We start from the raw sequence: 26,601 nt of genomic DNA on the forward strand, positions 1-26,601 counted from the left end.
TTAATGTTTTAAATACCTGAGATATGGCTCAAAAAAATAAAATCACTACGGTATTGTTCGGTTTAGATGGGGTTGTTGTAGACACAGAACATGATTATGACAAGTTTTGGAGTAAAATAGCACAAGACAATGAACTGAAAATAAATAACTTTCCTGATATAATAAAAGGAATGACCCTAAATTCGATTATAGAGCTTTATTTTGCTATCTCCAGCCCCGAAGAAAAACAGGCTATAAGACAGGCATGCTCTGATATGGAACAATCTATCGATTATAAAAAGATAGTTATTCCTGGTGTACTCGATTTTATTCAATATATCAAAAAAGAAGGTTATAAGGTAGGTTTGGTAACCAGTTCCCCTGCCAGCAAAGTAAAAGTTGCACTTGCTCAGTTGTCATTAGAGGATGCGTTTGATACGGTGATTACATCCGATAGCATAAAGAAAGGTAAACCAGATCCTATGGGATATGTTTTAGCAAAGAACAACTTAGGTGTTTTGTCTTCCGAATGTGCTGTATTTGAAGATTCTTTTACAGGTATTAAAGCTGCTACATATGCATTTATGCGTGTGATAGGTATTTCCACCACATTATCGGCCGATTATCTGAAAGATTATACTTATGCCGTTGTATCTGACTTTTCGGATACAGATAAATTGAAAACACTTTTGGGATAAAAACAATAATTAGATATATGATTGAAGAGTACCTGTGTGTAGTGTACTCTTTTTTCATTTTATACTTTGAATATTTGAATAGATAGCTATTTTCTAATATTTCAAAGAACAATAAGCTGACAGCTCTATACTGACAACTCATTATATTGATAAAATTTTTCTGACAAAATACAAAATACCTAGATTTTCTTATTTTCTGGGAAATAAATATCGAATCTTGTCCATCCATTCTCAGATTTCAGATCGAATTTACAGTTGTGATTTATCAGTACCTCACGTACGAACATCAAACCTATCCCCTGCCCTGACGACTTTGTAGTAAAGAATGGTGTAAAAAGCTTTTGTTTTACATCATCAGGTATTTCGGGACCATTATTTGCAATTTGGATAGATAAAGGGTTCGATCGCGTGGCTATTCGTATCTCCCCATTCTCCCTGATAGCTTCATAAGCGTTTTTAATCACATTTACGAGCACTTGTTCAAATTGTATACCATCCAAGCGGATAATGTTATTATCTTCCGTTAAATCCAATTTAAGGCCTATATTGCGGTGTTTACATTCGAGCCGTGTAAGTGCATCTACCGAACGTGCGAGTTCATTGAGGTCTGTTTCTGTCAGGGAAGGCTCAGGGATTTTAACCACTTCGGCAAAGTTGCTGATAAAGTAACCCAGATGCCTGCACCTGTCGAAAGATGCATCTACCGCAGGAAGCACATCTGCCAGTTCGTTATCATCATTTTGTCGTAGGATATCCGATATTACATTCAAAGTAGAACTGACAGCACCTACCGAATTATTTACTTCATGCGCCATCATACGGATAATGTTTTCGTACGATTTCTTTTCTATTTCCAGCAATTCATGGGTGAGTTCTTCTATCAGTATAAATGGATGGGAAAAGCCCCTGTCGATAAATGAAGAGCGTATGCAGCGGTACATGGTGATACCCGAACTCCTGATAACTACATCTTCACTTGCTTTAAGCATTTCCAGCTGACTGCCTATGCTGATACCCGAATCTGAAAGTTTCTTCCCTTTTACTTCGTTTATATTATTAATGTCGAGTAAACGCAGGCCTGAAGGATTGATCTCGGAAATATGGTCGTCAAAATCAAGGATAATTACTCCCTGTGGCGATGCCTGAATAAGCAGATCCAGAAAGTGGTTCTTTTCCCTTACCTGTAAGCGTTCGTCTTTCAACTGGTCCATCATTTTGTTGAAGATCGAAATCAGTTTATTGGCTTCACTATCGGAGATAAGGCGTAAGCGTGTCGAAAAATCCTGTTCTTTCAGCAGTTCCATCCCATCAGCTATTATCTGGTAGGGTTTTATCAGCCGGTAATATAAAATTACGAACAAGATAATAGCCAGAATGGCCACACCCTCTATTATCATAAATTTATATATATCCGTTTTATAAAAAAGGAACCCGATGGAAAGCAGTGCTCCAAATACCAATATAACCAATAGCCAAAAGAGAATTTTCGATTTCATACGATTATTGTTCGTTGCTGCTTATACCATATTTTTCCATACGCCTGTATAGAGCCTGACGTGTCAGTCCCAGAGCCATTGCCACTTTAGAATGATTGTTCCCATATAGCTCTATCGCTTTCAAAATCATGTTTTTTTCCAGTTCTTCCAGAGGGTAAACAGAATCGGGTAATCCGGCGGAAGGACCGGGTATTTCCGTATATTGTTCTTTAAAATCCTTATCAGTAATAAGATCTTTACCCGATACAAGTATAACGCGGTCGACCAGGTTTTTCAATTCGCGGATGTTTCCCGGATAAGGAAGCCTTTGCAGGTAATTCATTGCATCGGATGAAATTTCTATACTATCCAGTCCGTTCAGTTCTGCTTGTTTCTTTGCAAAATGATTGACCAGTAAAGGAATGTCTTCTATACGTTCACGCAACGAAGGCACACGAATAGTAATTAAATTGATACGATAAAACAGGTCTTCGCGGAAAGTACCTTTCGATACCATTTCGGCCAGATTTCTGTTTGTCGCACTTATTACCCGTATATCTACCTGCTTTTGTTTGCTATCGCCGAGCGATTCGAACGTTTTATCCTGTAATACCCGCAGCAGTTTTACCTGGCAGGTGGCATCCAGCTCTCCTATTTCATCCAGGAAGATACTCCCTTTATTCGCCAGCTCGAAGCGCCCTACCCTATCGTAATGCGCATCTGTAAAGGCTCCTTTCTTATGACCAAACATCTCGCTTTCGAACAATGATTGGGAAATACCTCCCAGATTGACTTTTACAAATGGGTTTTTACTGCGGTTACTATTTTCATGTATTGCCTCGGCTATCAGTTCTTTACCTGTCCCACTCTCGCCTGTTATCAGTACAGATGCATTGGTTTTGGCTATACGCGAAATGGTATTGAATACATTTTGTAAGAGTGGTGACCTGCCTATAATTCTGTCGCTTCGGAAAGCCTTTATTGTTGGAGTGATGTCGGTTTCCGTTTCTTTTTCTGTTTCTTCTTTTAGCTGTATGGCAGTTTGTATGGTATTCAGCAAAGCCAGATTATTCCAGGGTTTGGTTACAAAATCGAATGCACCTGCTTGTATTCCTTTTACTGCCAGACTGATAGAACCCCATGCCGTAATCAGTATCACAGGTACATCAGGTGCGAATATTTTCACTTGCCGAAGTAGTGTAAGGCCTTCTTCGCCACTGGTACCTTTTGTATAATTCATATCCATCAGGATGAGGTCGGGTAGGGTAGTGCGCACAAAGTCAATGGCTTCCTGCGAGGAAGCAACATTTGCTGTCTTATATCCGGCCCGGTTAAGAACCAGAGTCAGTGAAGAACGTATGGCAGCATCATCGTCGCAAATTAATATCATAGATTATCTTTTTTGAATCAGTAAAAATAATTATTTCCAGTATATTGAATCGAAAAAAGTAACAAAAGTAACACCTTTTACACATTTTGAATGGTTGTTACTTTTTGGTTTTCTTACATCAGATCATTTTCAACTAAAAAAGTAACACATTTTTCGGTCAACTGTTTCTTGCTATCTCAAAAAGTAACAAAAGTAACAGGATCTTGTCTATTATTCTACTGTTACTTTTTCATTATTAAATTATCAAAGAACGATACATATGACTATAGATAAACCCGCTGGCGCGAACTTGTAGTCTGTGTATTGCTCAATAGAGCAACAGATTCGAAGTCTGCACGAGCCTGAGGGCAACCACAAGGGATTGGCGCTACATGATTCCTCAAAAGGTAACAAAGGTTACACATTTTCATTTATTTGCTAATATGCTAATTCTCAAATTTGCTAACTAATTGATTTTTTCAAAGAGCTATAAGCTAACGGCTTACTGTATAGATAAACCTTATTTATTTTGTTGCACTTTCATAGTCAACCGAAATCTCTCTGTCACTGATGAAGTCATACAGGGTAAGACTTCTTATCTGATAATAGTAAGACCATAGTTGATACATCTGCTCTATATAATTCCTGCGTGCTTCGTCCTTCGACGATTGTGAATCGTTCAGGTTCAATACATCTATTTTTCCCAATACAAATGCTTCGATAGACGTATTGTAACGCTGTTGGGCTATTTTGTCGGTCTCTTTGGCCAGTTCGAGTTGTTTCGACTGGCTGTTGAAATTCTGTACCCGCAGAAATACATTCTGATTAAAGTCCATTTGCTCTTTTTCTATCCGCGAGTTTTCCACATCGCGTTCCGCTTCGGCAATCTTTACCTTTCCTTTTCCCTTCCCCCAGTCGAGGATAGGTATTTTTATGCCTACATTGACTATCTGGTTGCTGCGCCAGTTGTTACTGTTGAATGCACGGGAGAATGTATCTTCCTGACCCGACATACCAAAGGATACAAACAGTTTTGCATTCCAGCGGTCGGCCTTTGCCTGACTTACGTCGCGGTTAGCTTCGAGCATCCTTTTCTGTACATTCTGGGTAAATGAATTGTTTTCCCGGGCCAAAGCTATTACCTGTGCATATGATAGTACGGGCAATTGATTCGCCAGCGATTCGGGTATTATAGGTTCCAATATAATATCTTCTCCATAATTAAGGAAAGAACGCAGTTGAAACATACGTGCATTGAGTGAAGCCTGAGCATCGGTGAGGTACGATTCGGCTTTCAGTAGCGATACTTTTAGCTGTAACAAATCGTTTTCTGAAATCTGTCCTATTTTTCGTTTGGCTTCGGCTATCGTATACAGCTTCTCCGAATTTTTTAGGTTTTGCTGTGCTATTTCCATATTTATCTGTCCTAGAAGCAGGTTGAAATAGTACTGTATAGCCGTATTGGAAACTTCCTCCATATCTCCTATAAGCTTTTGCTGTGCTTCCTTATATTTCACAGGCTCTATGCGTTGGAGCCACTTTACACGGTTGAACCCGAAAATAGGTTGCTCTAATGTAATGGATGCTGGTATGCCCATATAGCGTGTAGAGCCTCCTTCCCCATATTGCTGTAAGCGCTCAAAACTGCTTTCTACAGACAGAATACCTCCCGTAAGAGGAATATTCTGCGATATAGCTAGTCCTCCGTCTATCCGGCTGTAATCATTGCTTACATAGGTGTATGTTCCGTCTGTATTTTGGAACTGGTTGTACGACTTTGAATAATAGGGTAGGGTAGAGTTGAGGGTTACTTCGGGCAACAACTCGGCTTTATAGGTACGGTAGCCCCAGTAACTGGACTTGTACTGGTTGCGTGCCACCACTGCATCTACCGAATTGGATACACTGCGGTTAATGGCATCCGTCAGGCTGATGGCGATAGTGTCCTGTGCAGTCAGCCCGGCAGATAACCAAAGAGAAATTGCTATGGTAGAAAGAGTTCTTTTCATAATCGTATATTTTTATTCATCTTTCAATGCTTCGGCAGGTTGTATATCCGATGCTCTTTTTGCCGGATACCACACTGCAGCGATAGCAATTATGCATAGAAAAAAGAATGTGATACTATAATTTATAATGTATTGTACTGGTTCGGCAGAAGTATCGCCCCTATTGGGAGTAGGTATTTCCATATCTTTCAGTATATCTACCAACGAGATATTTATACATATAGCAACAGCTATAATGCTGGCTATAACTATTAAAAGGATAGTTTCCAGAGGGAATAACCATCTTATATTTCTTCGGGTAGAGCCCAGTGCCAGCCTTAATCCTATTTCGCTGCGCCGCGCCTGCACTCTGAACCAGAAAGTGCCCACAACACCCAGAAATATATTTACAATCAGAAAAGCTGTGATAGAATATATGCTTTTGAGGTTGCTGTCGTATTCCCATCCTTTCATATATTCATCCCTTATATCGGTCATCGATTGTACCGATGATAAATAGTAGTGCCCCAGTGCAAGCTGGCTTTGCATAGCTTTGGTAAACCGTTTTGCAAAATCTTTGTCGGCTTCCGGTTTCACCCGTACACAGAGTTCGCCTGTGCCAAGCCTTTTGTCATCTTTTTTCAAAGGGGAGTATATTATTGCTTCATACTCGGCATACTCGCTCCATTTCGATCTCGAAGCTACTCCTACCACTTTGTGTGTCCTGTCGGGGTCTACGGTATCGCCGATTCTTCCCATAGTGAATTTTTCCACCTTATTAGCCGGCCTTTTCAGGAAGGTATTGCTTTCATCGGCACTGATAACAACTATATTTTCGCCTACTATATTATCCCAGTTGTAAGCATTTCCGTGTTCTATCTTTATTTTGAATACATCAAAATATTCAGGTGTTACGAATTTTGCTCTCGCATTTTGGTCTACCGTATCTATAAAAACACCTCCACCCGAATAAGACTGGGAGTATGGTATAGATGCTATAGACAGGCTTACATGTTCTATTTCGGGATATTGTTTTATGCGGTCTACTATAGACCATATATTATAAGTCTCTGTCTCAGCCGTATTATCATTATCTTCTGTTTGTTCTTCTTTTTCTTTCTCTCTTATGTTGATACGGTAGACGTGTTTTGTGTCAAATCCCGTATGCTCCATATTCCGTTGAAAAAGAAACGTTATATAATCGGTACAAAACCACAGGATACAAAAAACCAATATAAGTTCGATAAGTATCCAGATATTTATTTTCCGCTCATTAAATATTATTTTAAAGATATGCTTAACCATATTCTTATGTATTTTTCTTGTTAATGGAATCAACTATGTTTTTTTTAGATGCCCGGTACGCAGGCAGGCCTGCAGAAAGTAAATTGAGCAGGAAGCATGCAATGAACACTCCTAAAAACACAGGTATGGAAATAAGAGCATTTATGGGGATTGTACTGTCAGTGCCTATATCCAACAGCCACTCTTTAAGTGCTGTTACTGTTATATACGAAAGTAACAACCCGATGATGCCGCCGATAAGCGATGTAATGAAATTCTCATATAATATCTGGATGAGAATTATATATTTCTTTGCCCCAAAAGCTTTTCTTACACCAATTTCTTCGGTACGTCTGTTTACGCGCGACATGCTGAAACTGGATAAGTTGACAGCCGGTATCAGTAATAACATACTGAATATAAATATCATTTTTTTATTAGTTTTTTCTACATCAGGTCCTTCATTAGACCATTTGTTCAGTATTTGTAATCTGTGATTATATGGGCCTAAGAAAGTAAGATTCCATTCTGCATCGGCTGCATTATACTTACGTTCGGCAGCCCTGACTTCCTCTTCGGCTTTAGGCATATCACTTTTGTCTTTCATCAGAAACAGGACGAAATATAGGCGATGTTCATAGCCTTTCTTCGTAGTGTATGGAATATAGGCTTCTCCGTATGCAAATTTGAAAGCCTGTGATACATTTTTTACGATACCTGTAATCTTATAGGATTTAAAGTCTATTTCTATTTCCTGTCCTAAGGCTTCATTATTGCCGAATAGCTTTTTTGCAAGATTTTCTGTTATTATGGCATTTTGTATCCCTGAAGCAAATTCTTCCTGAGTGAACGGTTTTCCGGCTGTAAAGTTAAATGACATTATTCGCCAGTATGCGGCATCGACCTGCTGTACTTTTGTAAGTATCTGTCCTTCGCTTTGCCTTGAGTTTACCATGAATTCAGTGTCAGAAACATTTATGGCTGATATATATTCAGGACTTTGGAGGTCGGATAAATAATTTTTGTACAATTCATACGAGACGTTGTCGCTCTGCATCCATTCTGTATTTTTACCGTTCTTCACTGAGTTTTTTATATACATTGTTCTATTCCGGTTGACTTCGGGAGCAACACTTACATGTTTTATTGCTTCTGTAACTACCACGGCCATAATCATCATGATAGCAAGTGCAGTACCTGTAATAGTGATAATGCTGATAAACTTATTCTGCTTCAGTATCTTTATCGCCTGTTTGAAATATATTTTATACATAATCCTTTATTTTTTATTCATCTCTCAGTGCTATTGCCGGCTGTATTTTCGATGCCCTCCTTGCTGGATACCATACGGCAGCAATAGCTATTACGGCCAGTATGATAAATGTAAGCCCGTAATTGATGAAATATTGCGATATGTGTATAGGATTCCATTCCCTGTTGATAGATGGTACTCCTATATCTTTTAATACGTCTACTAACGTGACATTTATGCAAATAACTGTGGCTATAATACTTGCCAGAAACAGTAGAATCAACGTTTCGGTCATAAACAATCTCTTCACCCTATTGTGAGATGCACCCAGCGCAATACGCAATCCTATCTCGCTCCTGCGGGATTGTATACGGAACCAGAATGTACCTACAACAGCGAGGAATATATTAATAAGCAGAAATGCACTGATAGAATAGATGCTTTTCAGGTTATTATCCCAACCATTCCATTTTATATAATCGCTGCGTATATCTCTGAAAGATTGTACCGATGACAGGAAGTAGGGTCCTACACCAATCTGTTCCTGCATGTTTTTAGAGAATCTTTCTTCAAAGCCCTTCGCTGTTCCTGGTTTTACGCGGACACTGATTTCTATGGAAGGTGTATAAAGCAGATCGCCTTCATCTCTTTTCAGAGGTATATATACCATCGTGTTATATGCATCGAACTGGCTTCTCTTCGATTTATTGGCAACCCCTGTTACCTTCAAACGTAAATAATCCTGGCTGTTATGATCTCCATAATTTATTGTATCTATTTGAAATACGCTTTTTTTTAGGAGTATGTCATCCATATTTCCGGAAATTACTGCTTCATTCATATTGTTTCCTGAAAAACTCTTTCCTTTTTCCATATTGATTCCGAATACATCGAAAAATTCCGGAGTAACAGTTTTTTTCTGAGGATAATCTATTACCGTATCTATAAAGAATTCCCGGCTCATCCATGAACCTGAATGAGGTACTGCAGCAGAGGATATACAGGCATTCTCTATTTCGGGATATGCTTTTATGCGGTCGAAAATAGTCCATATATTTTCAAATAATTCAGCCTTTTTTTCTTCGTCATCCGAATCAATCGCTGACTGCCCTTCATCTTTTATCCCCAGATTTATAGCATAGACTTGTTCTATATCGAATCCCTCCGGTTCCATATATTTCTTGGCTAGAAAATAAATGTAATCGACACAAAACCACATGATACAAAAGACCAGAATAAGCTCGATCAATATCCATATATTCACCTTTCTTTCTGTCCAGATTATTTTTAGAGTATGAAGTATCATATTTATGCATTTTTTTGATTAAGAGAATCTACTATTTTCATTGTGGAAGCACGGTATGCAGGTAGGCCGGCCGATAAAAGGTTGAGAAAGAAACATGCTGCGAATACCCCGAGGAATACAGGTAATGAGACTAAAGCACCTATTGGTATACTACTGTCGGTACCAATATCGAGCAACCATTGTTTGAGCCATATTACTACCAGATAGGAAAGAATCAGGCCGATAATACCACCAATGAAAGAAGTAATCAGATTTTCATATATTACCTGAATAAGTATCACATACTTCTTTGCACCGAACGCCTTTCGGATACCGATCTCTTCGGTGCGTCTTTTTATACGCGACATACTGAAACTCGAAAGGTTGACGGCAGGTATAAGCAAGAGAATCAATATGATAAAAACCATTTTTCGTGTTGCTTTTCCGTCCTCCGGATCTTCATTCGAATACCGGGCCAGTTGCATTTGCTTATGGTCGTATGGCCCTCTCAGAGTCAGATCCCATTCATTGTCCACAGCGTTGAATTTACGTTCGGCGGCCCTGAACTCTTCCCTTAGCAAATCAAAATCTGCCTTGTCTTTCATCAGAAAAAGTATAAGAACCTGCCTGCTTTCATATCCGCTTTTAGATGTATAAGGAATATAAATTTCGCCATATGCGTAGGTGAAGGCCTGTGATACATCTTGTATAATACCTATAACTTTATATTCTTTAAAGTCTATTTCTATATTTTTCCCTATTGGATTTGTATTACCGAATACTTTTGTCGCCATGCTTTCTGTAATTACAGCATTTCTTATACCCGAGTTAAATTCTTCCTGACTGAATGGTCTACCTTCGACGAACGAGAAAGAAAGCACTTTCCAGAAGTCGGCATTTGTCAGTTTTGTTTTGGCCAGAAAGCGCTGGTTATTGTTGTCTTCCTTCACCATATACTGGTCTCCACTCCATGTATTATCTATGATGGCAGTATATTCCGGACTTTTTACCTCCGACAGGTAATTCTTATAGACGTCATATGGGAGATTACCGCTCCACATACGGTCTTTCTTTTCTTTACCGTATTTGGTGAAATGTTTTATATACATCGTCCTGTCTCTGTTGATTTCGGGAGCGATACTAATATTCTTTATGGAATCGGTTACTACGATCACCATTATCATCATAATAGCGAGCGCTGTGCCTGTAATGGTTATAATACTCACAAACTTATTTAGTTTGAGTATTTCTATAGCTTGTTTGAAGTAGGTTTTATACACGGCTTCTATCTTTATATTGTTTTTTACTCATCCCTCAGTGCTTCTGTTGGCTGTATATCCGATGCTTTTTTTGCAGGATACCATACGGCAACAACTGCTATCAGAGCAAGGAAGAGGAATGTTAATCCATAGTTTATAAAATATTGCAAAATGCCTGCGCTTTCTCCTTCCCTGTTAGGTATAGGTACATTGATGTCTCTGATCACATCTGTTACCGATACATTCACGCAGATTATAGTTGCTACGATACTTGCCAAAAAAAGCAGTAAGACGGTTTCCAATACAAACATATTTTTTACATTCGATTTCGATGCTCCTAAAGCGATACGCAATCCTATCTCACTTCTGCGCGATTGTATGCGAAACCAGAATGTACCTATTATGCCGAGGAATATATTTACAATAAGAAAAGCGGTAATGGAATAAATACTCTTGAAATTATTATCATATCCATTCCAACTCATATATTGCTCCCTGTCTTCTTCTATCGGTATTACTGACGAGAGGTAATAGTGTCCTACTTCCAGTTGGTTTCGCATATCTTTAGTAAATTTCTCTTCGAAATTCTTATCGGCTTCCGGTTTTACTCTCACACACACTTCCCTGTATTCTGCTACATAATGGTGGTCCTTTTTCATAGGTCTGTAGAGGACGGCACTATAATTCTCATATTCATTTCTTTTGGTTTTAGCAGCTGTTCCTATAACAGTCTCTTCGTGTTCTCCTCCGGGGTTTGTACATTTTACTTCTTGTGGAAGTTTATTTGCTATCAGTCCGTCCCGTCCGGGGCTTATTATGATAGGCCTGCCTACAATTACGTTATCCCAACTGAAGGGAGTGCCCGAAAGGACATCTATTTTGAATACATTGAAAAATTCGGGAGTTATCGTTTTAAATTGAAAATACACACTTACCGAATCTATCATCATATCTCCATTCGACCACGAACCGGAATAGGGATAGGCAGAACTGGAATAACTTAGATACTCTATTGCCGGATAGCTTTTTATGCGATCATAAATAGTCCATATATCGTCCCTCATCTCATTTTTCTTTTCTTCATCCGATGAGGCCCATATTTCGCGTCCTTCTCCTTTCAGATCTATTCCTATCCGGTATGTATGCTCTATATCGAATCCCCGGGGTTCAAGATATCGCTTTGTCATAAAGTATAAATAATCGGTACAAAACCACAATATGCAAAACACGAGAATCAGTTCCAGTAATATCCATGCATTTACCTTACGTTCTGTCCAAATCAGTTTTAAAATGTGCTTTATCATCGTTATAAGTTATTTCGGTTAAGAGAATCTACTATATTGACCTTAGAGGCTCTGTAAGCCGGAATACCAGCCGAGAGAAGGTTCAGGATCAGGCATACGAGAAATACAGCAAGGAATACCGGAAACGATACTAACGTTTCCACTGGGATAGAACTATCTTCTCCTATATCCAGCAGCCATTTCTTCAGCCACATTACCACAGCAAAAGAGAAGATAAGTCCTATGATGCCCCCTATAAGAGATGTAATGAGGTTTTCGTATAGTACCTGCATCAATATGACATATTTTTTTGCTCCGAATGCTTTTCTTATTCCTATTTCTTCTGTCCGCCTTTTTATTCGCGAAAGGCTAAAGCTGGATAGGTTTATGGCCGGTATGATTAATAAGATGGCTAAAACAAACACAATTTTCCTTATATTTCCCTTGATGTCCGGATCTTTGAGTGAGTTAGTCATTTTATGTACTGCGTGGCTATACGGACCTAAAAGTGTAAGGCTCCATTCTTCGTCTGTAGCATTGTATTTCCGTTCGGCTGCACGTACTTCTTCTACAATGGAGTCAAAGTCTTTTTTGCTTTTTGCCAAAAATAAAATCTGAAAAGATCCCTGTTCGTATGCAGAGCGCGATGTATATGGGATATAGATGTCTGTAGAGGCATATTGGAATATTTGTGATACATCTTTCACTATTCCCACTATGGTGTACGGTTTAAAATCGATGTGAATGGTTTTTCCTAAAGCATCTTGATTCCCGTAAAGTGCTTTTGCGGTTTTTTCTGTTACAACGGCCTTTTTCAGACCGGATTTAAAATCCTCTTCACTGAATGAGCTACCCTGGGTAAAGGAAAAAGACATGATTTTCCAAAAATTTGCATCCGTCGATTTCAACTCAAAAGGCATTCGTTCCATCAGGTCTTCAGATGTTGTGACTTGACTTTTGTTCCATGCATCAGCTTGTATGCTTATCAATTCAGGAGACTTCATTTCCGATAGATAATCTTTGTATACCTGGTAACTGATATTACCATTGCTTTGCCTTCCTTTGTTCTTTTTCTGTTCTTTTATTTCGCCGCGGATATACATTGTTCTGTCGCGGTTGATTTCGGGTGCAACACTTATATTTTTGATAGATTCGCTGACTATGAGAACCATAATCATCATAATAGCCAATGCAGTTCCCGCAATAGTTATTATACTGATAAACTTGTTCTGTTTCAGCATTGCAATGGCTTGTTTGAAATAGATTTTATACATGATATGTGGTTTTCAATTGTCGGATAATCATATTAATACGAATTTGTTATTACCTGTATTTCTGTTGCCGGATAAAGGTCTATTCAACTCTTCTGCCATCAAAGAAGCGGATAATCCGTTTTGTGGTTTTGGCGATATGTTCATCATGCGTTACCATCACTATGGTTGTGCCTTCGTTGTTCAGTTCAAATAACAGGTCCATGATTTCAGCACCCATCTTGCTGTCCAGATTTCCGGTAGGCTCATCGGCAAGTATGATCTGCGGGTCGCCGATAATAGCACGGGCGATAGCAACACGTTGACATTGTCCGCCCGATAGTTGCGACGGGAAGTGTTTCATACGGTGCGATAGACCGACTTTCTCCAATACTTTTTTAGCCATTTCGCGTCGGCTGCTATCTCCCGATTTGCGATAAAGAAGGGGGAGTTCCACATTGTCGAGAACATTAAGCGAGTTTATCAGATGGAAACTTTGAAATACAAAACCCAGAGTTTTATTCCGGAACTCCGCCATCTCTTTATCTTTCATATTATGAGTTTCGGTATTGCCTATAAGCACTTTACCCTCGCTGGGTACATCGAGCAGTCCCATGATGTTCAGCATTGTACTTTTTCCACATCCAGAAGGCCCCATTACAGAAAGGAAATCTCCTTTTTGCACTTCCAGATTTACATTTTCCAATGCTACTGTCTCGACCTCTTTTGTACGGTAGATCTTTGTTATACCTTGTAAGTTGATGATTGACATAATTTTATGAATTATAGGTTATTGATTTCTTGTTTATTTTATCTTTATTGATTTCTTACCCTTATATTGGCTCATATCAGAGACAATTACCTGTTCTCCCTGATTTAATCCATTGATCACTTCTACATATTCGAAGCTGCTCTCTCCCAGTTTCACTTTACGAATTTCCGCCTGCCCGTCTTTTACTACCCATAGCTCATATTCTCCTGCACCGATATAGTAGGATGCATTTGGTATGCGCAAGGCATCTTCCTGAATGCCATGCGATACAAATACGTCGGTTTTCAGTCCGCTTCGCAGGCGTGAATTCCCTGCATCTTTCAGCATAACTATGAATTGGATAACCCCGTTTTTTACGGATGGCGTAATGTTGACTACGGTCCCTTCCAGTTGCAATTGTCCGATTTTGATGATTGCTTTTGCTCCTGTGCTTAATTTTTCGGCGTAGCTATCTGCTATATCGGCTTCTACCTTAAAGTGGCTTAAATCGGATATAATTGCTATTTGCGTGCCTGCTGATACCTGCGAACCAATCTGATTGTTTACATAAGTCAGGGTTGCCTTTTGCGGCGACAGTATCCGGGCATCCTTTAGCAGACGTGCACTTTCGGCCAGCGATTTTTCAAAAATGCTTATTTCCAGTTCCTGTACTTTTGTTTCTGCAGAAGCATTTTTCTTCTGATTTTCTATTTGTTGTTTCAGCTGTTGAAGCTCGAGTTTGGCTACTTCATAGTTCAATGCTGCCTGACGCACTTTATCTGTTGTGCTTGCTCCTATACTGTCTAGGTATTGTTCATTTTTGAGTTCGGTCTGCATCTGTTTCAGGTTCATGTCTTTCACCTGCATCTGCATTTGCAGTTCCGATATTTTGTTTTCGAGGGTAATCTTCGATTGAATTAGCTTGCTGGCCTTCATCTCTTTCTCGTCCAGCTTTTGGTTATAGTCCGTTTCTACGGAAGCCAGTTCCAGTTTGAGAATTGGTTCACCGGCGAGTACTGAATCCCCTGCATTTTTATATACTTCGAGTATCCGGCTGTTGATGGGGGAAACGATAATTTCTTCGGTCAGAGGAATCACTTTACCGGATGCATTTACTGTTACTTCTATTGTACCTTTATCCACTGTACCTATCGTTATACTTTTATAGGAGAGTGTGCTTTCCAGTATATTCATTAAGAAAATAATAACAATTATTATTGCCAGTGCAATGATTCCATACCGGAGTATTAATTTCCGTTTTTCTTTTCGCTGTATACTGAGTGGTATTTCCCTGTCCATTTTTGAAATTATTTAGTATTCCGTATTTTATTCATCAATGAATATGCCAATAGGTCAATATGTTTATTTTCAATGTTTTGATGATATTCAGATTGTCCGTTTTCGGACAGTTGTGTACGGAAAGTAATATTCGGGCCAGCATGTTTTATTGCTATTTTCTTTTATTGGATGCTTTATATTTAACTTTCCTCATTATATTTATGGAATTTATATCAAAACGCAATCTATCTTATAAACTACTTAGTCATTAATCTAATTATTTATGCTATGGGACTACAAACAAAACGACACATTATCCTGTTTTTAACCAGCTGTTTTTTCATGTTCTCTTATACTATACATGCCATTACTGTAACAGGTACAGTGCGAGAAGATAATGGAGATGAGCTGATAGGTGTATCGGTGATGGTGAAAGGTACTACAAAGGGCACGGTAACAGATGTTAATGGAGAATATACCATCGAAGCTAATATAGGAGATCAGCTTCAATTCAGTTATCTGGGATTTATATCACAAACAATTAAGGTAACCGGATCAAAACATGATGTAGTGCTAAAAGAAGACAGTAAATCGCTTGATGAGATGGTAGTAGTAGGTTATGGGGTATTATCTTCGGATAGCTATTCTTCATATTCCTATAGCGAACCTGCACCTCCTGTCTATTTTGATAATACCGAAAGTTACAGGGCATTTACTGATAATAAGTTTGTCAGGGTTTCTACTGAGCCTCTTTCTACTTTCTCCATAGATGTGGATAAGGCTTCGTATAGTAATATGCGTCGTTTCATAAATAAGGGTGAAGTGCCTCCTGCAGATGCCATCCGTGTAGAAGAGTTGGTAAATTACTTTAAATATGATTATCCCAAGCCTGAAGGGGATGACCCTGTAGCATTCGGGATAGAGGTAGGAAAATGTCCATGGGATGGTAAGCACCGTTTGGTAAAAATAGGTTTGAAAGCCCGTGAGATAGATACGGATAACCTGCCTGCAACCAATTTTGTATTCCTGATTGATGTTTCGGGTTCGATGGATTGGGATGGCAAGCTCGATCTGGTAAAATCATCTATGAAGCTTCTGGTAAATAACCTTCGCCCTATCGACCGTGTTGCCATAGTGGTATATGCGGGCGCAGCAGGACAGGTATTGCCTTCTACTCCAGGTAGTGAGAAGTCTAAGATATTGGAGTCTCTCAACGGCTTGACAGCAGGTGGTTCTACAGCAGGTGGCGAAGGAATAGTACTTGCTTACAAAATTGCGAAAGAGAACCTTATAGAAGGAGGAAATAACCGTATAATCCTTTGCACAGACGGGGATTTTAATGTAGGTGTATCTAGTAACGACGGATTGGAGAAGCTGATCGAGAATGAACGTAAATCGGGTGTATTCTTATCTATACTCGGTTATGGAATGGGAAACTATAAGGATGATAAAATGCAGGTACTTGCTCAGGCTGGGAATGGCAATCATGCTTATATAGATAATATGCAGGAAGCAAATAAAGTTTTAGTTTCGGAGTTTGGAGGGACTATGTTTACTGTGGCTAAAGATGTCAAGTTACAGATAGAGTTTAATCCCCTGAAAGTTGATTCCTATAGGCTGATAGGTTATGAAACCCGTCTGTTGGAGAAAGAAGACTTTAACAACGACCAGAAAGATGCCGGAGATATGGGTATGGGACATACTGTGACAGCTTTCTACGAGGTAATACCTGCCAAAGAGAAGAAGGATAAGAAGAGTAAGGGAGAAGATACGTCTGTAGATCCGCTTAAATATCAGACAATGTCTCCTACAGGTTCGGATGAGCTGCTGACAGTTAAATTAAGGTACAAACACCCCGAGAGTGAGGAGAGCAAGCTAATGTCTGTGCCTGTGATAGATGATGGTCTGGATAATGTTTCTGAAGACTTCAAATTCGGCTCTGCGGTGGCTATGTTCGGTATTATGCTTCGTGATGATAAACAACATGGTTCAAGTGACCTATATAAGGTTATTTCACGGGCCAGATCGGGTTATGGAAAAGATGAGGATGGGTATCGAAGAGAGTTTGTTCGATTGGTACAGTCGCTAACCGGAGAGTGATATTCTTTAATTAGCTTATATAAAGATAGTTATCGTAATGGTGACTCTCTTTCTTATTTATATTTTATATCAAAAAAAGACACCCACATTTCTGTAAGTGTCTCTTCATCAGAGCGGAAGACGGGGCTCAAACCCGCGACCCTCAGCTTGGAAGGCTAATGCTCTATCAACTGAGCTACTTCCGCAAAGTATGTGGGCAGTGAAGGATTCGAACCTCCGAAGACGTAAGTCAGCTGAGTTACAGTCAGCCCCAGTTGGCCACTTTGGTAACTGCCCTTTTATCTTTAGCGAATGCAAAGGTAATATATTTATTTATTCCTCCAAATTTCTACGATAAAAATCTATCATTTTTAGTGCTGTAATGGCGCATTCATCCCCTTTGTTGCCATGACGACCACCGGCACGTTCTTCAGCTTGCTGCATGTTGTCGGTAGTTAACAGTCCGAATATGAACGGTATATCGTAACGGATATTCATATCGGCAATGCCCTGCGTTACACCGCTGCAAACATAGTCGAAATGCGGAGTATCTCCTCTGACTACACAGCCCAATGCGATTACTGCATCTATTCCTTTATTTTCTACCATATGTTTCGAGCCGAATATCAGTTCGAAGCTTCCCGGAACAAAATCAATCAGGATATTTTCTTTTTTTACTCCATGCTTTATCAGTGTATTGAAAGCACCCTGGAGTAGGGGAGTGGTTACCGTTTCGTTCCATTCCGAAACCACGATTCCTATTTTCATATCTTCGCCGTTAGGAACTGTTTCGGGATTATAAGATGATAAGTTGTGATATGCTGTTGCCATAATTATTCTGTTTGTTTTAATTTATTGATAAAGATATTCAATGTTGATGATATAATGCAAACTGTAAGGTGATTAAATATTATCTTTTTTATCTAAATATTTCATTTACAGTTCTATGTATTTTTATTATTTCTTTCATCGGGATACTGTCTTTTGATATCAGCTGCTCATTATTGTCAATCTCGAAGATAATCAGACTCTCTTCCCTGTCCGGGTCATCACCTTCCTGTTGGCTATCAGATGCATATAAGATATTTAAATTGATATAGCGGATATCTTTCCTGTTATCTTTAAATAGCTTATAGTCGAAGTAGTGTGTAAGGGAATTTTTCGTTATAATGAATATTTCTTTTCCATGTTTATTCCAAAGATATAATCTCAGAAAGAATGTGGATATCCCCCAGAAAATAAGCAGTGAAAATAAGAACCCGAATGCAGGTGGGTCTCCGTCTGCTACGAATATGCAAAAGACAATTACAGGTAATGCATACCCTATTATGGTGAGGATCAAGAGGAAATTGATAGATGCATTATTCCTTTCTCTTCGTCTGATTTCCAGATAAATGGAATCATCCGTTTTTAAGGTATAATACTTCTTGCCCTTTCCTCCCGATTTACTCACTTGGATAATATGATTATTTGATATCTTCCAATAAATTATCGGCCAAACGGCTTGCCCCTATACGGAAATACTCATTATTCAAATATTCTTCGCCTAAGACCTCTTTTACAATCGTGTAATACTTGACAGCATCTTGGGTAGTAGAAATTCCTCCCGATGCTTTAAAACCGGCTTTCCGGCCTGTTTTCGCCGTGTATTCCCTGATGGCTGTACACATTACATATGCGGCTTCCAAAGTGGCTCCTTCGTAACCTTTGCCTGTGGATGTTTTGATAAAGTCAGCTCCCGAATATAGGGCCAGGAGGGATGCTTTCATTATGTTTCTGGCAGATTTCAGCGCCCCTGTTTCCAGTATGACCTTTAATTTTGCTTCACGGCAGGCGTGTTTTATTTCATCTATTTCCTCGCTCAGTTCCTCATAGTTTTCATCTAAGAAAAAGCCCAGATTGAGAACGATATCAATTTCGTCTGCGCCACTGGCTACCGCGAGTGCTGTTTCGGCTATTTTCACTTCTGTAAATGTCTGTGACGAAGGAAATCCTCCGGCAACAGAAGCGATTTTTACATCGGCGGTAAGAGCTTCCTTTACAGTCTCGATGAAATTAGGATATACACAGATAGCTGCTACATTGGCTACATCGGATGCTCCATCCTGTTCATTCACCTTTTCGGTAAACTTCCAGATGTCTTCACGTGTATCTGTTGCGTTTAGCGAGGTAAGGTCTATGCACGAGTATAGTCTTTTATATACCTCTTTATTGTTATTCTGAGCGAATTTCTTGTTTATTATTTCCTCTACTTTTTCAGCTATATCAGCATCTTTGAGGTCTGTTTTATACTTCTTTAGTGTATCAGTATATTTATTTATTTCTGCCATATTGTTATATTTAAAAATTTCATATTTCAAGATTTACAAAATCGGATGTTTCTTCACTCTTTCAGTGTAAATAATTTGTTTTACTTACCAAAGCAATAGATAACTCTACGATCTTATTTCAATTTTTCATTATTCTTATGCCTGTCTTTATCCCTGTTTGTTTTCTTTTCCAGATTTTTTTGAAAAGCCTCTGTCAGGTTTATCCCTGTCTGGTTTGCTAAACATATAAGTACCCAAAGTACATCGGCCATTTCGTCTCCCAGATTTTTGTCGAGATCAGATTTTTTGAATGACTGATCGCCATATGTGCGCGCCATAATACGTGCCAGTTCACCGACCTCTTCAGTGAGGATGGTCATATTTGTGAGTTCGCTGAAATAGCGTACTCCAATTGTTTTTATCCAGTTATCAACCTCCAGTTGAGCTTCTTCTATTGTCATTATTCTTTTACTTTAGAGTCTATCCATATCGTTACAGGCCCGTCATTTATGAGTTCTACCTGCATATCTGCCCCAAATTCGCCTGTTCCTATATCTTTATTCAGCTTTTCACTTAGAGTCTTGCAAAACGCCTCATAAAGCGGAATTGCTATATCCGGTTTTGATGCACGGATGTAAGACGGGCGATTACCTTTCTTAGTCGATGCATGCAGCGTGAATTGCGAGACCACCAGTATATCAGCTTTTGTATCCAATGCAGAGAGATTCATCACACCGTCTTTGTCATTAAAGATACGAAGGTTTGTTATTTTATTACAGAGCCATTCTATATCCTCTTTGTTGTCGTTGTCTTCTATCCCGAGTAAGATAAGGAGTCCTTTTCCTATCTGAGATTTTGTGCTGTTTTCTATTGTTACAGATGCTTTTGTAACACGTTGGATTAGTACTCTCATTAGTTTGGTTGGCTGCTGTTAATTACTTCTTCTAGTTTAGCTACAAAATTACTAAAGGAATGTTTTTTACCAAAGTTGAGAGCTTTTTCTCCCATTTTTTTGACGAGGCCGGGATCATCGTAGAACATCATCATCTTTTTCTTCAAATCCTTATAGTCTCCGGTTTTGTATATAAAGCCAAAACCTTCAGATTCTATATCTATTCCCATTAATGTATTATCGGACATTATGATGGGCATTCCCATTGCCAGAGCATCTACAAAGCTGGTTAATCCGCAAAGGACGTCACTTTCTATGTTTATCGGAATTACCATTATATCTGTTTTGGATAACAGGCTGATATTATCTACATTGGATATGGTATCCCCAATTTGGGATGATGTTATTATTTCAAATTTATCGTTGCTAAAATATTTTTGTTCAGGTGTACATGTACTGTCGCAAACGATAATGACATTTGCATCTAGCTCAGAAGCAGCTGATAAGAAGGCATTATTGTCTCTTCTTGTTTTACCGTTTGATACAAATATAAGTTCATTGGGGCTTTCTATGTGTCGGTTACTTACATTTTTATTTTTCCAGTAATTATAGAAGTTAAGATCCGGACCCCAAAAGGCATATTCGGCTATTGGTCTAAAATCGGGCCTCATATCTAAGACAGGCTTACTTATAAAAATCATTTTATCATAAGATTCGGAATAGGGGATATAGGCCCCGGGATGATGTAATACTGCTATCATGATAGGGTTGCATAATCCCTTCTTTTTGCTTTTGGCGAAAAAATATGTTTGACTCAGGTCTGTTTGTGAGGAGTAGACTACGTCGTAATTTTTATATTTCCGGAATATTTTTCCAAAATATATCTTTTTTTGAACTTTGTATATTAATTTCTTTATTATATTCTTTTTTCCTTTTATTTGTGGGTGGTTCATATCTATGAATTCAACATGATGTCCCTTTTCTCTCAATTCGCAGACTCCCCAGAGATGGTTGCTTGGATAGCGCTTGTTCTTGACCTGATTGTATGCCGATTCATCGCAAGAATAGTTATTTATATATAGAATTTTCAACTTTTTCATTTATACGAGTATAGTCGCTTTTTTAGTTTCACAAAGCTAATAAAGACTTTTAAAATATTACTTCGAAAATACGAAAAAGGCTGCCAGTTTTACTTTTTGGACAGCCTCTTTTATAGTTGGAAGTTTTATAATGACTTAATCCCTTTTTTCTAGTTCATCCATTTCTTTATGCAAAGATTTCAGTTTAAATCCTAAATATATGCGGAAGAAACCGTAGGAAATAAATGAAATGCTGACTAAGGCTATGATGAAACCGGTAGTAAATGCAGGGCTCATAATAAAGATAAACGACATAATAACTCCGAGTACAGCTAATGTCATCAACCATCCCCATCCTTTTACGCCATTGCGTTGCAGTTCGGCTGCCGAGCCTATTGCCCATATAGATTGGAACATAACCCAGAATCCGACGAAATAAGTTAATACCAATGCAATAACTTCTACAGGCATGGCGACAAGGATAAGCCCGAAAATAAGGTCTATAATACCGCTAATAAGAGTCCATCCCCATCCCTTGAGTACTTTTTTGTTGGATAGCGCAAAGGCGATTTCGAAGATACCACTGACAAAGAATGTGATGGCAAAGACCAGAGTGAGCGCCACTAATGTGGTTAACGGTGTAATCAAAGACCATATACCAAGAGCTACCGCGAGTACTCCTACTAATATTGAAACCCACCAAAATTTTACTGCTTGTTTCGCTGAATAGAATAAATCATTTTTCATAATTCTGTAAGTTTAGATTGTTTTTATACTGAATGTTTTCTTAAAAAACCCAGTTTTAAGATAAACAATTAACATATCCAAAGAGTTCTAAATGAAGATTCGAATGGTAATATATTCAAATGAATGAATTATGTTCTCTGATCTCAAAAATGGAGTCATCAGATTGATGGATATATCAAATGTATCCTCTCTGGCTACAAGATAAATATACATAAATACTTACATATGAGTATATTGTAATATTATTTGTTTGCGTCTCTGCTACTTTAGCTTATTCTTTATCTTTTTATGACTCTCTATTATTGATTTTAGAATATTCAAGTCTTCCTTTGATATTTTACTTTTCGGAATTACATATGCGATATATCTGCTAGGATATAATAATATCCAACTCTTGGTTTCTGCAATCATATATACTTTATCCCACGTAAAGTTAGAATTAAATGACTCTCCTTTAGATTCTACAATCTCATTATCGAAAGTATAAGTAATGGTTTCTTTAATCCTGGAATCATTAAAATAGTTCCTTCTAAATAAAAAATATGTCAAGGCAGGAAAAAAGATTATAAAAATAACACCAAAATAGAGAGCAGAGATATCTGCATATCCTAATATATAGAAGAAAATAGATAATAGGCCTACAAAAGAAAGGAGCCACATACTCCATTTTTTGAAGAGTAGATAATAGTTCACTTTTAAATACTCGTTTAGACTTAATTGTGTTGTTACAATAATTTTATCCATGTTGTTTTCCATATTTATACAAATATAGTATTGGGATATAAATTATTTAAACTTTTTTGGGACAAAATGAGATTTTTATACCTTCTTAAATTATCAATTCAGATAATCCATTTGTTAAGTACAGGTATCTTCTTGATTATGAGAACAACTCCAAGAGATGCTATATATACGAGGATGGAAAGTACAGGTACGGATAGGATGGCAGGGAAAGTTCCTGTGTTTATATTCAGAATATTGAGTATTATATTGAAAAAATCATGTACAAGATATATGCCTAGTCCACAGTTTGCAAGGGTAGTTATATACTTATTGTTCGTATATTTTAGCAATTTAGGGCTATTGTTGATTATGTCTTTTACAAAGACGAATATAAAGAATGCCGATAGCATGGTATTGGGGCCCGTTCTGTCGAAAAATTGAGTGGCCGGGCCTCCGTTAGCCACCCCGACAATGGTAGAGACAGCATATGTTCCTATTAATGATGCAATTCCCAAAGTGTATAATACAATTTTTTCTTTTTTTGTCAGATCGAATTTGTAGAAAAAGTATCCTGCGATAAAATATCCTGTATATGAAAATAACTCGCTTATATTGAAGCTGACATGTACCTGAAAACGAGCATCTATTGTAGGGATTACAGAGCCGAATATAAAGTAGAGGATTAGGAAGTAGATATAATGTTCTTTTTTTGCATTTGCCGTGAAAATACGGAGTAGGGGAGTGAGTATATACATTGCCAGCAACGGATACATGAACCATAGATGGTGCCATGGAGTACCCAGGAATATTTCTTCATAGATACGGTGGAAATCGTCACCTGAAATGGGTTTTATATCCAGAAAAGAAGCTACCAAAGGCGAAAGTAGGCGATAAGCCACGCTCCAGAATATAAGAGCACATAATATACGGGGTATTGTTTTGGTATACAGCTTTTTAATTGTTGTATGATAGGTGGGATCGAGAAATATCATCCCACTTAGCATAAAGAATACAGGGACACACCATCTTAGGCAGGCTACAAATATATTTATTGTGTGCCATTCGGCAGGGTTTTCCTGAAATGACGTAAACCAGCGATTAGTCGTTATATGAAATACTATAATAGCGAATATTGTGAATACTCTTAGTACATCTGCAAACAAGATTCTATCCTTATGTTTATTCTCTATCATAATTCGGGTAGTATTGGTAGTGGCCTACTGGCAAAGATAAAAATATTTAATTGTTTTTTTCTTCGAAATACTTTCTTATCAATGCAGTCTTGAACTTTCCTATAATTTTTTCAAGTTCTCTGTCTTCTGCCAGTTTTATTCTTTTTACGCTCCGAAACTCTCTGAGAAGTAGTCTTTTAGTTTCGTCTCCGATACCTTTTATATTGTCTAGCTCTGATTTCACCTGACTTTTGCTCCGTTGATTTCGGTGGAAGGTAATACCAAATCTATGAGCTTCATCTCTAAGATGTTGAAGTACTTTGAGCGATTCTGAATTTTTATCAAGATAGAGAGGTATTGAATCTTCAGGATAGTAAATCTCTTCCAAACGTTTGGCAATACCTACTATTGCAACCTTTCCATATATCCCTAATGCTTTAAGAGATTCACATGCAGCACTTAATTGTCCTTTACCTCCATCTATTACAATGAGTTGGGGTAGGGGAATTTCCTCTTCCAGCAATCTGCGATAGCGACGATAAACGACTTCGCGCATGGTAGAGAAATCATCGGGGCCTTCAACTGTTTTTACATTAAAGTGGCGGTAGTCTCTTTTCGATGGTTTTCCCATTTTGAAGACGACGCAAGCTGACACCGGATTCGTTCCCTGTATATTTGAGTTATCGAAACACTCTATATGTGTAGGTAACTCTTTGAGGTTTAGGTCTTTCTGTATTTCTTTCAGTATTCTTACACTACGCTGTTCAGGGTTAAGGCTTTCTGCTTTTTTTAATTTGTCTATTTTGTACTGTCTTACGTTTTGTGTCGAAAGAAGCAACAATTTTTTCTTATCTCCACGCTGCGGAATCATGAATTCTACCCCTTCAAGTGCAAGGTCGGGATAAAATGGGACAACAATTTCTTTAGCCTTCGAGCCGAACCGTTCTCTTACTTCTATAATACCCAGACCGAGAAGTTCTTCCTTCTCTTCTTCCAACCGCTTACGATATTCGAACGTATAGGCTTGTATTATTGCTCCGTTATGTACGTTCAGATAATTGATATAGGCAGCACCTTCATCTTCATCGTAACTATACACATCTATATTATAATTTATGTTGCTTACAACTGTCGATTTATTTTTGAAGTTTTCTACAAGCAAATATTTTTCTTTCAATTTATTCGCTTCTTCAAATTCTTGATTCTCGGCAAGTTCAAGCATTTTGGCATAGATCTCATCGCTTACGATATTTGTATTTCCTTTTAGTATCTCTTTTATCGATTCTACATTTTTAATATAATTTTCAGACGTCTGCAATCCTACACATGGGCCAAGGCATCTTTTTATATGATATTCCAGACAAACCTTATATTTTCCCTCTGCAATCTTTTCCGGGGTCAAATTTAACGAGCAGGTACGAATAGGATATAATTTATGAACAAATTCCAAAAGAGTTTTTACGCTTAATACATTTGTATAAGGTCCAAAGTATTGTGAGCCATCTTTCGAAATTTTTCTGGTTAGTTCTACTCTTGGGTAATATTCATTCCGGATAACAATTGACGGGTAAGATTTGTCATCCTTGAGCATTACATTGTAACGCGGCTGAAATTCTTTTATCAGATTGTTCTCGAGTAGGAGAGTGTCTTCTTCCGTATCTACAATAATATATTTTATGTCCCGTATTTTGCTGACAAGTATCCTTGTCTTTGGACTATCATGATTTTTTGTAAAGTACTGCGAAACTCTTTTTTTTAGATTTTTTGCTTTACCTACATATATAATAATTCCCTTGTCATCAAAATATTGATAACAGCCGGGTTTTTCCGGAATATTTTGTATTATATTTTTGAGGTATTCATTCATTTCTATATGGAAAACTGTATCAAAGCTTTTATATCTACATCTTCTGGAAATAATGTTCTTCCTTTTAGTTCTTCCAGCTCTATAATGAAATTTACATAGATGTTTTTTACTCCCATTCTTTTCACCAAATTATAAGCGGCAAACATGGTTCCTCCTGTCGCAAGCAGATCATCGTGTATAAGGACAACATCATCTTCAGATAATGAATCTTTATGAATCTGAATTTTATCCACACCATATTCTTTCGCATACTCTTCTTCGTACACTTCCGCCGGAAGTTTCCCGGGTTTTCTTATAGGTACAAATCCTGCTCCGAGTTCAAGTGCCATTATGGGGCCCATAATAAATCCCCTCGATTCTATCCCTACTACTTTCGTGATACCTTTCCCTTTATATTCTTCCAGAAGGACATCTGTTAATATAGATAGAGATTCTTTGGTGTTGAATAATGGTGTTACATCTTTAAACTGGATTCCGGGAATTGGAAAATCAGGGATGTTTCTTACTGTATTCCTTAAGAAAGTTAGCTTTTGCTCTTTTGTGAATTGCTCCATTTTTATTGTTAAATATTTACATGTTCCA

At 38.0% G+C, this 26,601-nt stretch carries 24 protein-coding genes and 2 tRNA genes; 2 read left to right on the forward strand and 24 right to left on the reverse strand.

What is annotated here, in order from left to right; genetic code table 11:
- The first annotated feature begins 23 nt into the window (after positions 1-23).
- Positions 24-677 carry an HAD family phosphatase gene (locus QZL88_RS10445; protein WP_296940902.1) on the forward strand — a complete coding sequence of 218 codons (654 nt, stop codon included), beginning with the start codon at positions 24-26 and terminating at the stop codon, positions 675-677.
- A 179-nt stretch (positions 678-856) separates the two neighbouring features.
- Here the strand turns inward: QZL88_RS10445 and QZL88_RS10450 are convergent, their stop codons facing one another.
- The 11 genes from QZL88_RS10450 to QZL88_RS10500 form a co-directional block, all read right to left on the reverse strand.
- Positions 857-2,173 (reverse strand): ATP-binding protein, encoded by a 1,317-nt coding sequence (locus tag QZL88_RS10450; protein ID WP_296940905.1) that lies wholly within the window; start codon positions 2,171-2,173, stop codon positions 857-859.
- A 4-nt stretch (positions 2,174-2,177) separates the two neighbouring features.
- Positions 2,178-3,542 carry a sigma-54 dependent transcriptional regulator gene (locus QZL88_RS10455; protein ID WP_296940908.1) on the reverse strand — a complete coding sequence of 455 codons (1,365 nt, stop codon included), beginning with the start codon at positions 3,540-3,542 and terminating at the stop codon, positions 2,178-2,180.
- Between the two features lie 503 nt (positions 3,543-4,045).
- Complete coding sequence (locus tag QZL88_RS10460) at positions 4,046-5,530, reverse strand: TolC family protein (RefSeq protein WP_296940911.1); 1,485 nt, start codon at positions 5,528-5,530, stop codon at positions 4,046-4,048.
- 12 nt (positions 5,531-5,542) lie between these two features.
- The gene (locus QZL88_RS10465; RefSeq protein WP_296940913.1) at positions 5,543-6,814 is read right to left on the reverse strand and encodes an FtsX-like permease family protein; all 1,272 of its coding nucleotides are present in this window, start codon (positions 6,812-6,814) and stop codon (positions 5,543-5,545) included.
- Positions 6,815-6,818: 4 nt separating this feature from the next.
- The gene (locus QZL88_RS10470) at positions 6,819-8,066 is read right to left on the reverse strand and encodes an ABC transporter permease (RefSeq protein WP_296940917.1); all 1,248 of its coding nucleotides are present in this window, start codon (positions 8,064-8,066) and stop codon (positions 6,819-6,821) included.
- 13 nt (positions 8,067-8,079) lie between these two features.
- Positions 8,080-9,351: an ABC transporter permease gene (locus tag QZL88_RS10475; RefSeq protein WP_296940920.1), complete on the reverse strand. Its 1,272-nt coding sequence runs from the start codon at positions 9,349-9,351 to the stop codon at positions 8,080-8,082.
- A gap of 2 nt (positions 9,352-9,353) precedes the next feature.
- Positions 9,354-10,610 carry an ABC transporter permease gene (locus QZL88_RS10480; RefSeq protein WP_296940923.1) on the reverse strand — a complete coding sequence of 419 codons (1,257 nt, stop codon included), beginning with the start codon at positions 10,608-10,610 and terminating at the stop codon, positions 9,354-9,356.
- Positions 10,611-10,633: 23 nt separating this feature from the next.
- Entirely contained in the window at positions 10,634-11,893 is a 1,260-nt protein-coding gene (locus QZL88_RS10485) for an ABC transporter permease (RefSeq protein WP_296940926.1), read from the reverse strand.
- A gap of 2 nt (positions 11,894-11,895) precedes the next feature.
- Positions 11,896-13,146: an ABC transporter permease gene (locus tag QZL88_RS10490; protein WP_296940929.1), complete on the reverse strand. Its 1,251-nt coding sequence runs from the start codon at positions 13,144-13,146 to the stop codon at positions 11,896-11,898.
- A 79-nt stretch (positions 13,147-13,225) separates the two neighbouring features.
- Positions 13,226-13,894: an ABC transporter ATP-binding protein gene (locus tag QZL88_RS10495; protein ID WP_006800703.1), complete on the reverse strand. Its 669-nt coding sequence runs from the start codon at positions 13,892-13,894 to the stop codon at positions 13,226-13,228.
- 33 nt (positions 13,895-13,927) lie between these two features.
- Entirely contained in the window at positions 13,928-15,172 is a 1,245-nt protein-coding gene (locus QZL88_RS10500) for an HlyD family efflux transporter periplasmic adaptor subunit (RefSeq protein WP_296940933.1), read from the reverse strand.
- A gap of 321 nt (positions 15,173-15,493) precedes the next feature.
- On the opposite strand from QZL88_RS10500, the gene QZL88_RS10505 reads away from it, so the two are divergent.
- Positions 15,494-17,251 carry a von Willebrand factor type A domain-containing protein gene (locus QZL88_RS10505; RefSeq protein ID WP_296945047.1) on the forward strand — a complete coding sequence of 586 codons (1,758 nt, stop codon included), beginning with the start codon at positions 15,494-15,496 and terminating at the stop codon, positions 17,249-17,251.
- Between the two features lie 112 nt (positions 17,252-17,363).
- Here QZL88_RS10505 and QZL88_RS10510 read toward each other — a convergent pair.
- The 13 genes from QZL88_RS10510 to QZL88_RS10570 form a co-directional block, all read right to left on the reverse strand.
- Positions 17,364-17,436, reverse strand: a tRNA-Gly gene (locus tag QZL88_RS10510).
- Between the two features lie 8 nt (positions 17,437-17,444).
- Positions 17,445-17,527 (reverse strand) — tRNA-Tyr (locus tag QZL88_RS10515).
- Positions 17,528-17,563: 36 nt separating this feature from the next.
- On the reverse strand, positions 17,564-18,061 hold the full coding sequence (gene ribH / locus QZL88_RS10520) for a 6,7-dimethyl-8-ribityllumazine synthase (RefSeq protein WP_006800707.1): 498 nt from the start codon (positions 18,059-18,061) through the stop codon (positions 17,564-17,566).
- An 88-nt stretch (positions 18,062-18,149) separates the two neighbouring features.
- The gene (locus QZL88_RS10525; RefSeq protein WP_296940937.1) at positions 18,150-18,683 is read right to left on the reverse strand and encodes a hypothetical protein; all 534 of its coding nucleotides are present in this window, start codon (positions 18,681-18,683) and stop codon (positions 18,150-18,152) included.
- A gap of 13 nt (positions 18,684-18,696) precedes the next feature.
- Complete coding sequence (gene deoC / locus QZL88_RS10530) at positions 18,697-19,560, reverse strand: deoxyribose-phosphate aldolase (protein WP_296940941.1); 864 nt, start codon at positions 19,558-19,560, stop codon at positions 18,697-18,699.
- 113 nt (positions 19,561-19,673) lie between these two features.
- On the reverse strand, positions 19,674-20,000 hold the full coding sequence (locus QZL88_RS10535; protein ID WP_006800709.1) for a nucleotide pyrophosphohydrolase: 327 nt from the start codon (positions 19,998-20,000) through the stop codon (positions 19,674-19,676).
- The gene (gene dtd / locus QZL88_RS10540; RefSeq protein WP_296940944.1) at positions 20,000-20,452 is read right to left on the reverse strand and encodes a D-aminoacyl-tRNA deacylase; all 453 of its coding nucleotides are present in this window, start codon (positions 20,450-20,452) and stop codon (positions 20,000-20,002) included. Before dtd ends, QZL88_RS10535 begins: the two co-directional genes overlap by 1 nt.
- On the reverse strand, positions 20,452-21,531 hold the full coding sequence (locus QZL88_RS10545) for a glycosyltransferase (protein WP_296940947.1): 1,080 nt from the start codon (positions 21,529-21,531) through the stop codon (positions 20,452-20,454). The genes dtd and QZL88_RS10545 overlap by 1 nt, the downstream gene beginning before the upstream one ends.
- Positions 21,532-21,666: 135 nt before the next feature.
- Positions 21,667-22,257: a DUF308 domain-containing protein gene (locus QZL88_RS10550; RefSeq protein WP_296940951.1), complete on the reverse strand. Its 591-nt coding sequence runs from the start codon at positions 22,255-22,257 to the stop codon at positions 21,667-21,669.
- A 261-nt stretch (positions 22,258-22,518) separates the two neighbouring features.
- Complete coding sequence (locus tag QZL88_RS10555) at positions 22,519-23,013, reverse strand: YcxB family protein (protein WP_296940954.1); 495 nt, start codon at positions 23,011-23,013, stop codon at positions 22,519-22,521.
- An 86-nt stretch (positions 23,014-23,099) separates the two neighbouring features.
- A complete protein-coding gene (locus QZL88_RS10560; RefSeq protein WP_296940956.1) occupies positions 23,100-24,173 on the reverse strand; it encodes an acyltransferase family protein in 1,074 nt (357 codons plus the stop codon).
- A gap of 46 nt (positions 24,174-24,219) precedes the next feature.
- Positions 24,220-26,019: an excinuclease ABC subunit UvrC gene (gene uvrC / locus QZL88_RS10565; protein ID WP_296940958.1), complete on the reverse strand. Its 1,800-nt coding sequence runs from the start codon at positions 26,017-26,019 to the stop codon at positions 24,220-24,222.
- Between the two features lie 2 nt (positions 26,020-26,021).
- Positions 26,022-26,573 carry an adenine phosphoribosyltransferase gene (locus QZL88_RS10570; protein WP_296940962.1) on the reverse strand — a complete coding sequence of 184 codons (552 nt, stop codon included), beginning with the start codon at positions 26,571-26,573 and terminating at the stop codon, positions 26,022-26,024.
- Between the last annotated feature and the right edge of the window lie 28 nt (positions 26,574-26,601).

Source organism: uncultured Dysgonomonas sp. (genome assembly GCF_900079725.1).
GTDB lineage: Bacteria > Bacteroidota > Bacteroidia > Bacteroidales > Dysgonomonadaceae > Dysgonomonas.

What these genes read in the sequence shown, in the direction of transcription:
- QZL88_RS10445 (WP_296940902.1), top strand. Translation starts at nt 24, where the DNA reads ATGGCTCAAAAAAATAAAATCACTACGGTATTGTTCGGTTTAGATGGG.
- QZL88_RS10450 (WP_296940905.1), bottom strand. Translation starts at nt 2,173, where the DNA reads ATGAAATCGAAAATTCTCTTTTGGCTATTGGTTATATTGGTATTTGGA.
- QZL88_RS10455 (WP_296940908.1), bottom strand. Translation starts at nt 3,542, where the DNA reads ATGATATTAATTTGCGACGATGATGCTGCCATACGTTCTTCACTGACT.
- QZL88_RS10460 (WP_296940911.1), bottom strand. Translation starts at nt 5,530, where the DNA reads ATGAAAAGAACTCTTTCTACCATAGCAATTTCTCTTTGGTTATCTGCC.
- QZL88_RS10465 (WP_296940913.1), bottom strand. Translation starts at nt 6,814, where the DNA reads ATGGTTAAGCATATCTTTAAAATAATATTTAATGAGCGGAAAATAAAT.
- QZL88_RS10470 (WP_296940917.1), bottom strand. Translation starts at nt 8,066, where the DNA reads ATGTATAAAATATATTTCAAACAGGCGATAAAGATACTGAAGCAGAAT.
- QZL88_RS10475 (WP_296940920.1), bottom strand. Translation starts at nt 9,351, where the DNA reads ATGATACTTCATACTCTAAAAATAATCTGGACAGAAAGAAAGGTGAAT.
- QZL88_RS10485 (WP_296940926.1), bottom strand. Translation starts at nt 11,893, where the DNA reads ATGATAAAGCACATTTTAAAACTGATTTGGACAGAACGTAAGGTAAAT.
- QZL88_RS10490 (WP_296940929.1), bottom strand. Translation starts at nt 13,146, where the DNA reads ATGTATAAAATCTATTTCAAACAAGCCATTGCAATGCTGAAACAGAAC.
- QZL88_RS10495 (WP_006800703.1), bottom strand. Translation starts at nt 13,894, where the DNA reads ATGTCAATCATCAACTTACAAGGTATAACAAAGATCTACCGTACAAAA.
- QZL88_RS10500 (WP_296940933.1), bottom strand. Translation starts at nt 15,172, where the DNA reads ATGGACAGGGAAATACCACTCAGTATACAGCGAAAAGAAAAACGGAAA.
- QZL88_RS10505 (WP_296945047.1), top strand. Translation starts at nt 15,494, where the DNA reads ATGTTCTCTTATACTATACATGCCATTACTGTAACAGGTACAGTGCGA.
- ribH (WP_006800707.1), bottom strand. Translation starts at nt 18,061, where the DNA reads ATGGCAACAGCATATCACAACTTATCATCTTATAATCCCGAAACAGTT.
- deoC (WP_296940941.1), bottom strand. Translation starts at nt 19,560, where the DNA reads ATGGCAGAAATAAATAAATATACTGATACACTAAAGAAGTATAAAACA.
- QZL88_RS10535 (WP_006800709.1), bottom strand. Translation starts at nt 20,000, where the DNA reads ATGACAATAGAAGAAGCTCAACTGGAGGTTGATAACTGGATAAAAACA.
- dtd (WP_296940944.1), bottom strand. Translation starts at nt 20,452, where the DNA reads ATGAGAGTACTAATCCAACGTGTTACAAAAGCATCTGTAACAATAGAA.
- QZL88_RS10545 (WP_296940947.1), bottom strand. Translation starts at nt 21,531, where the DNA reads ATGAAAAAGTTGAAAATTCTATATATAAATAACTATTCTTGCGATGAA.
- QZL88_RS10550 (WP_296940951.1), bottom strand. Translation starts at nt 22,257, where the DNA reads ATGAAAAATGATTTATTCTATTCAGCGAAACAAGCAGTAAAATTTTGG.
- QZL88_RS10555 (WP_296940954.1), bottom strand. Translation starts at nt 23,013, where the DNA reads ATGGAAAACAACATGGATAAAATTATTGTAACAACACAATTAAGTCTA.
- QZL88_RS10560 (WP_296940956.1), bottom strand. Translation starts at nt 24,173, where the DNA reads ATGATAGAGAATAAACATAAGGATAGAATCTTGTTTGCAGATGTACTA.
- uvrC (WP_296940958.1), bottom strand. Translation starts at nt 26,019, where the DNA reads ATGAATGAATACCTCAAAAATATAATACAAAATATTCCGGAAAAACCC.
- QZL88_RS10570 (WP_296940962.1), bottom strand. Translation starts at nt 26,573, where the DNA reads ATGGAGCAATTCACAAAAGAGCAAAAGCTAACTTTCTTAAGGAATACA.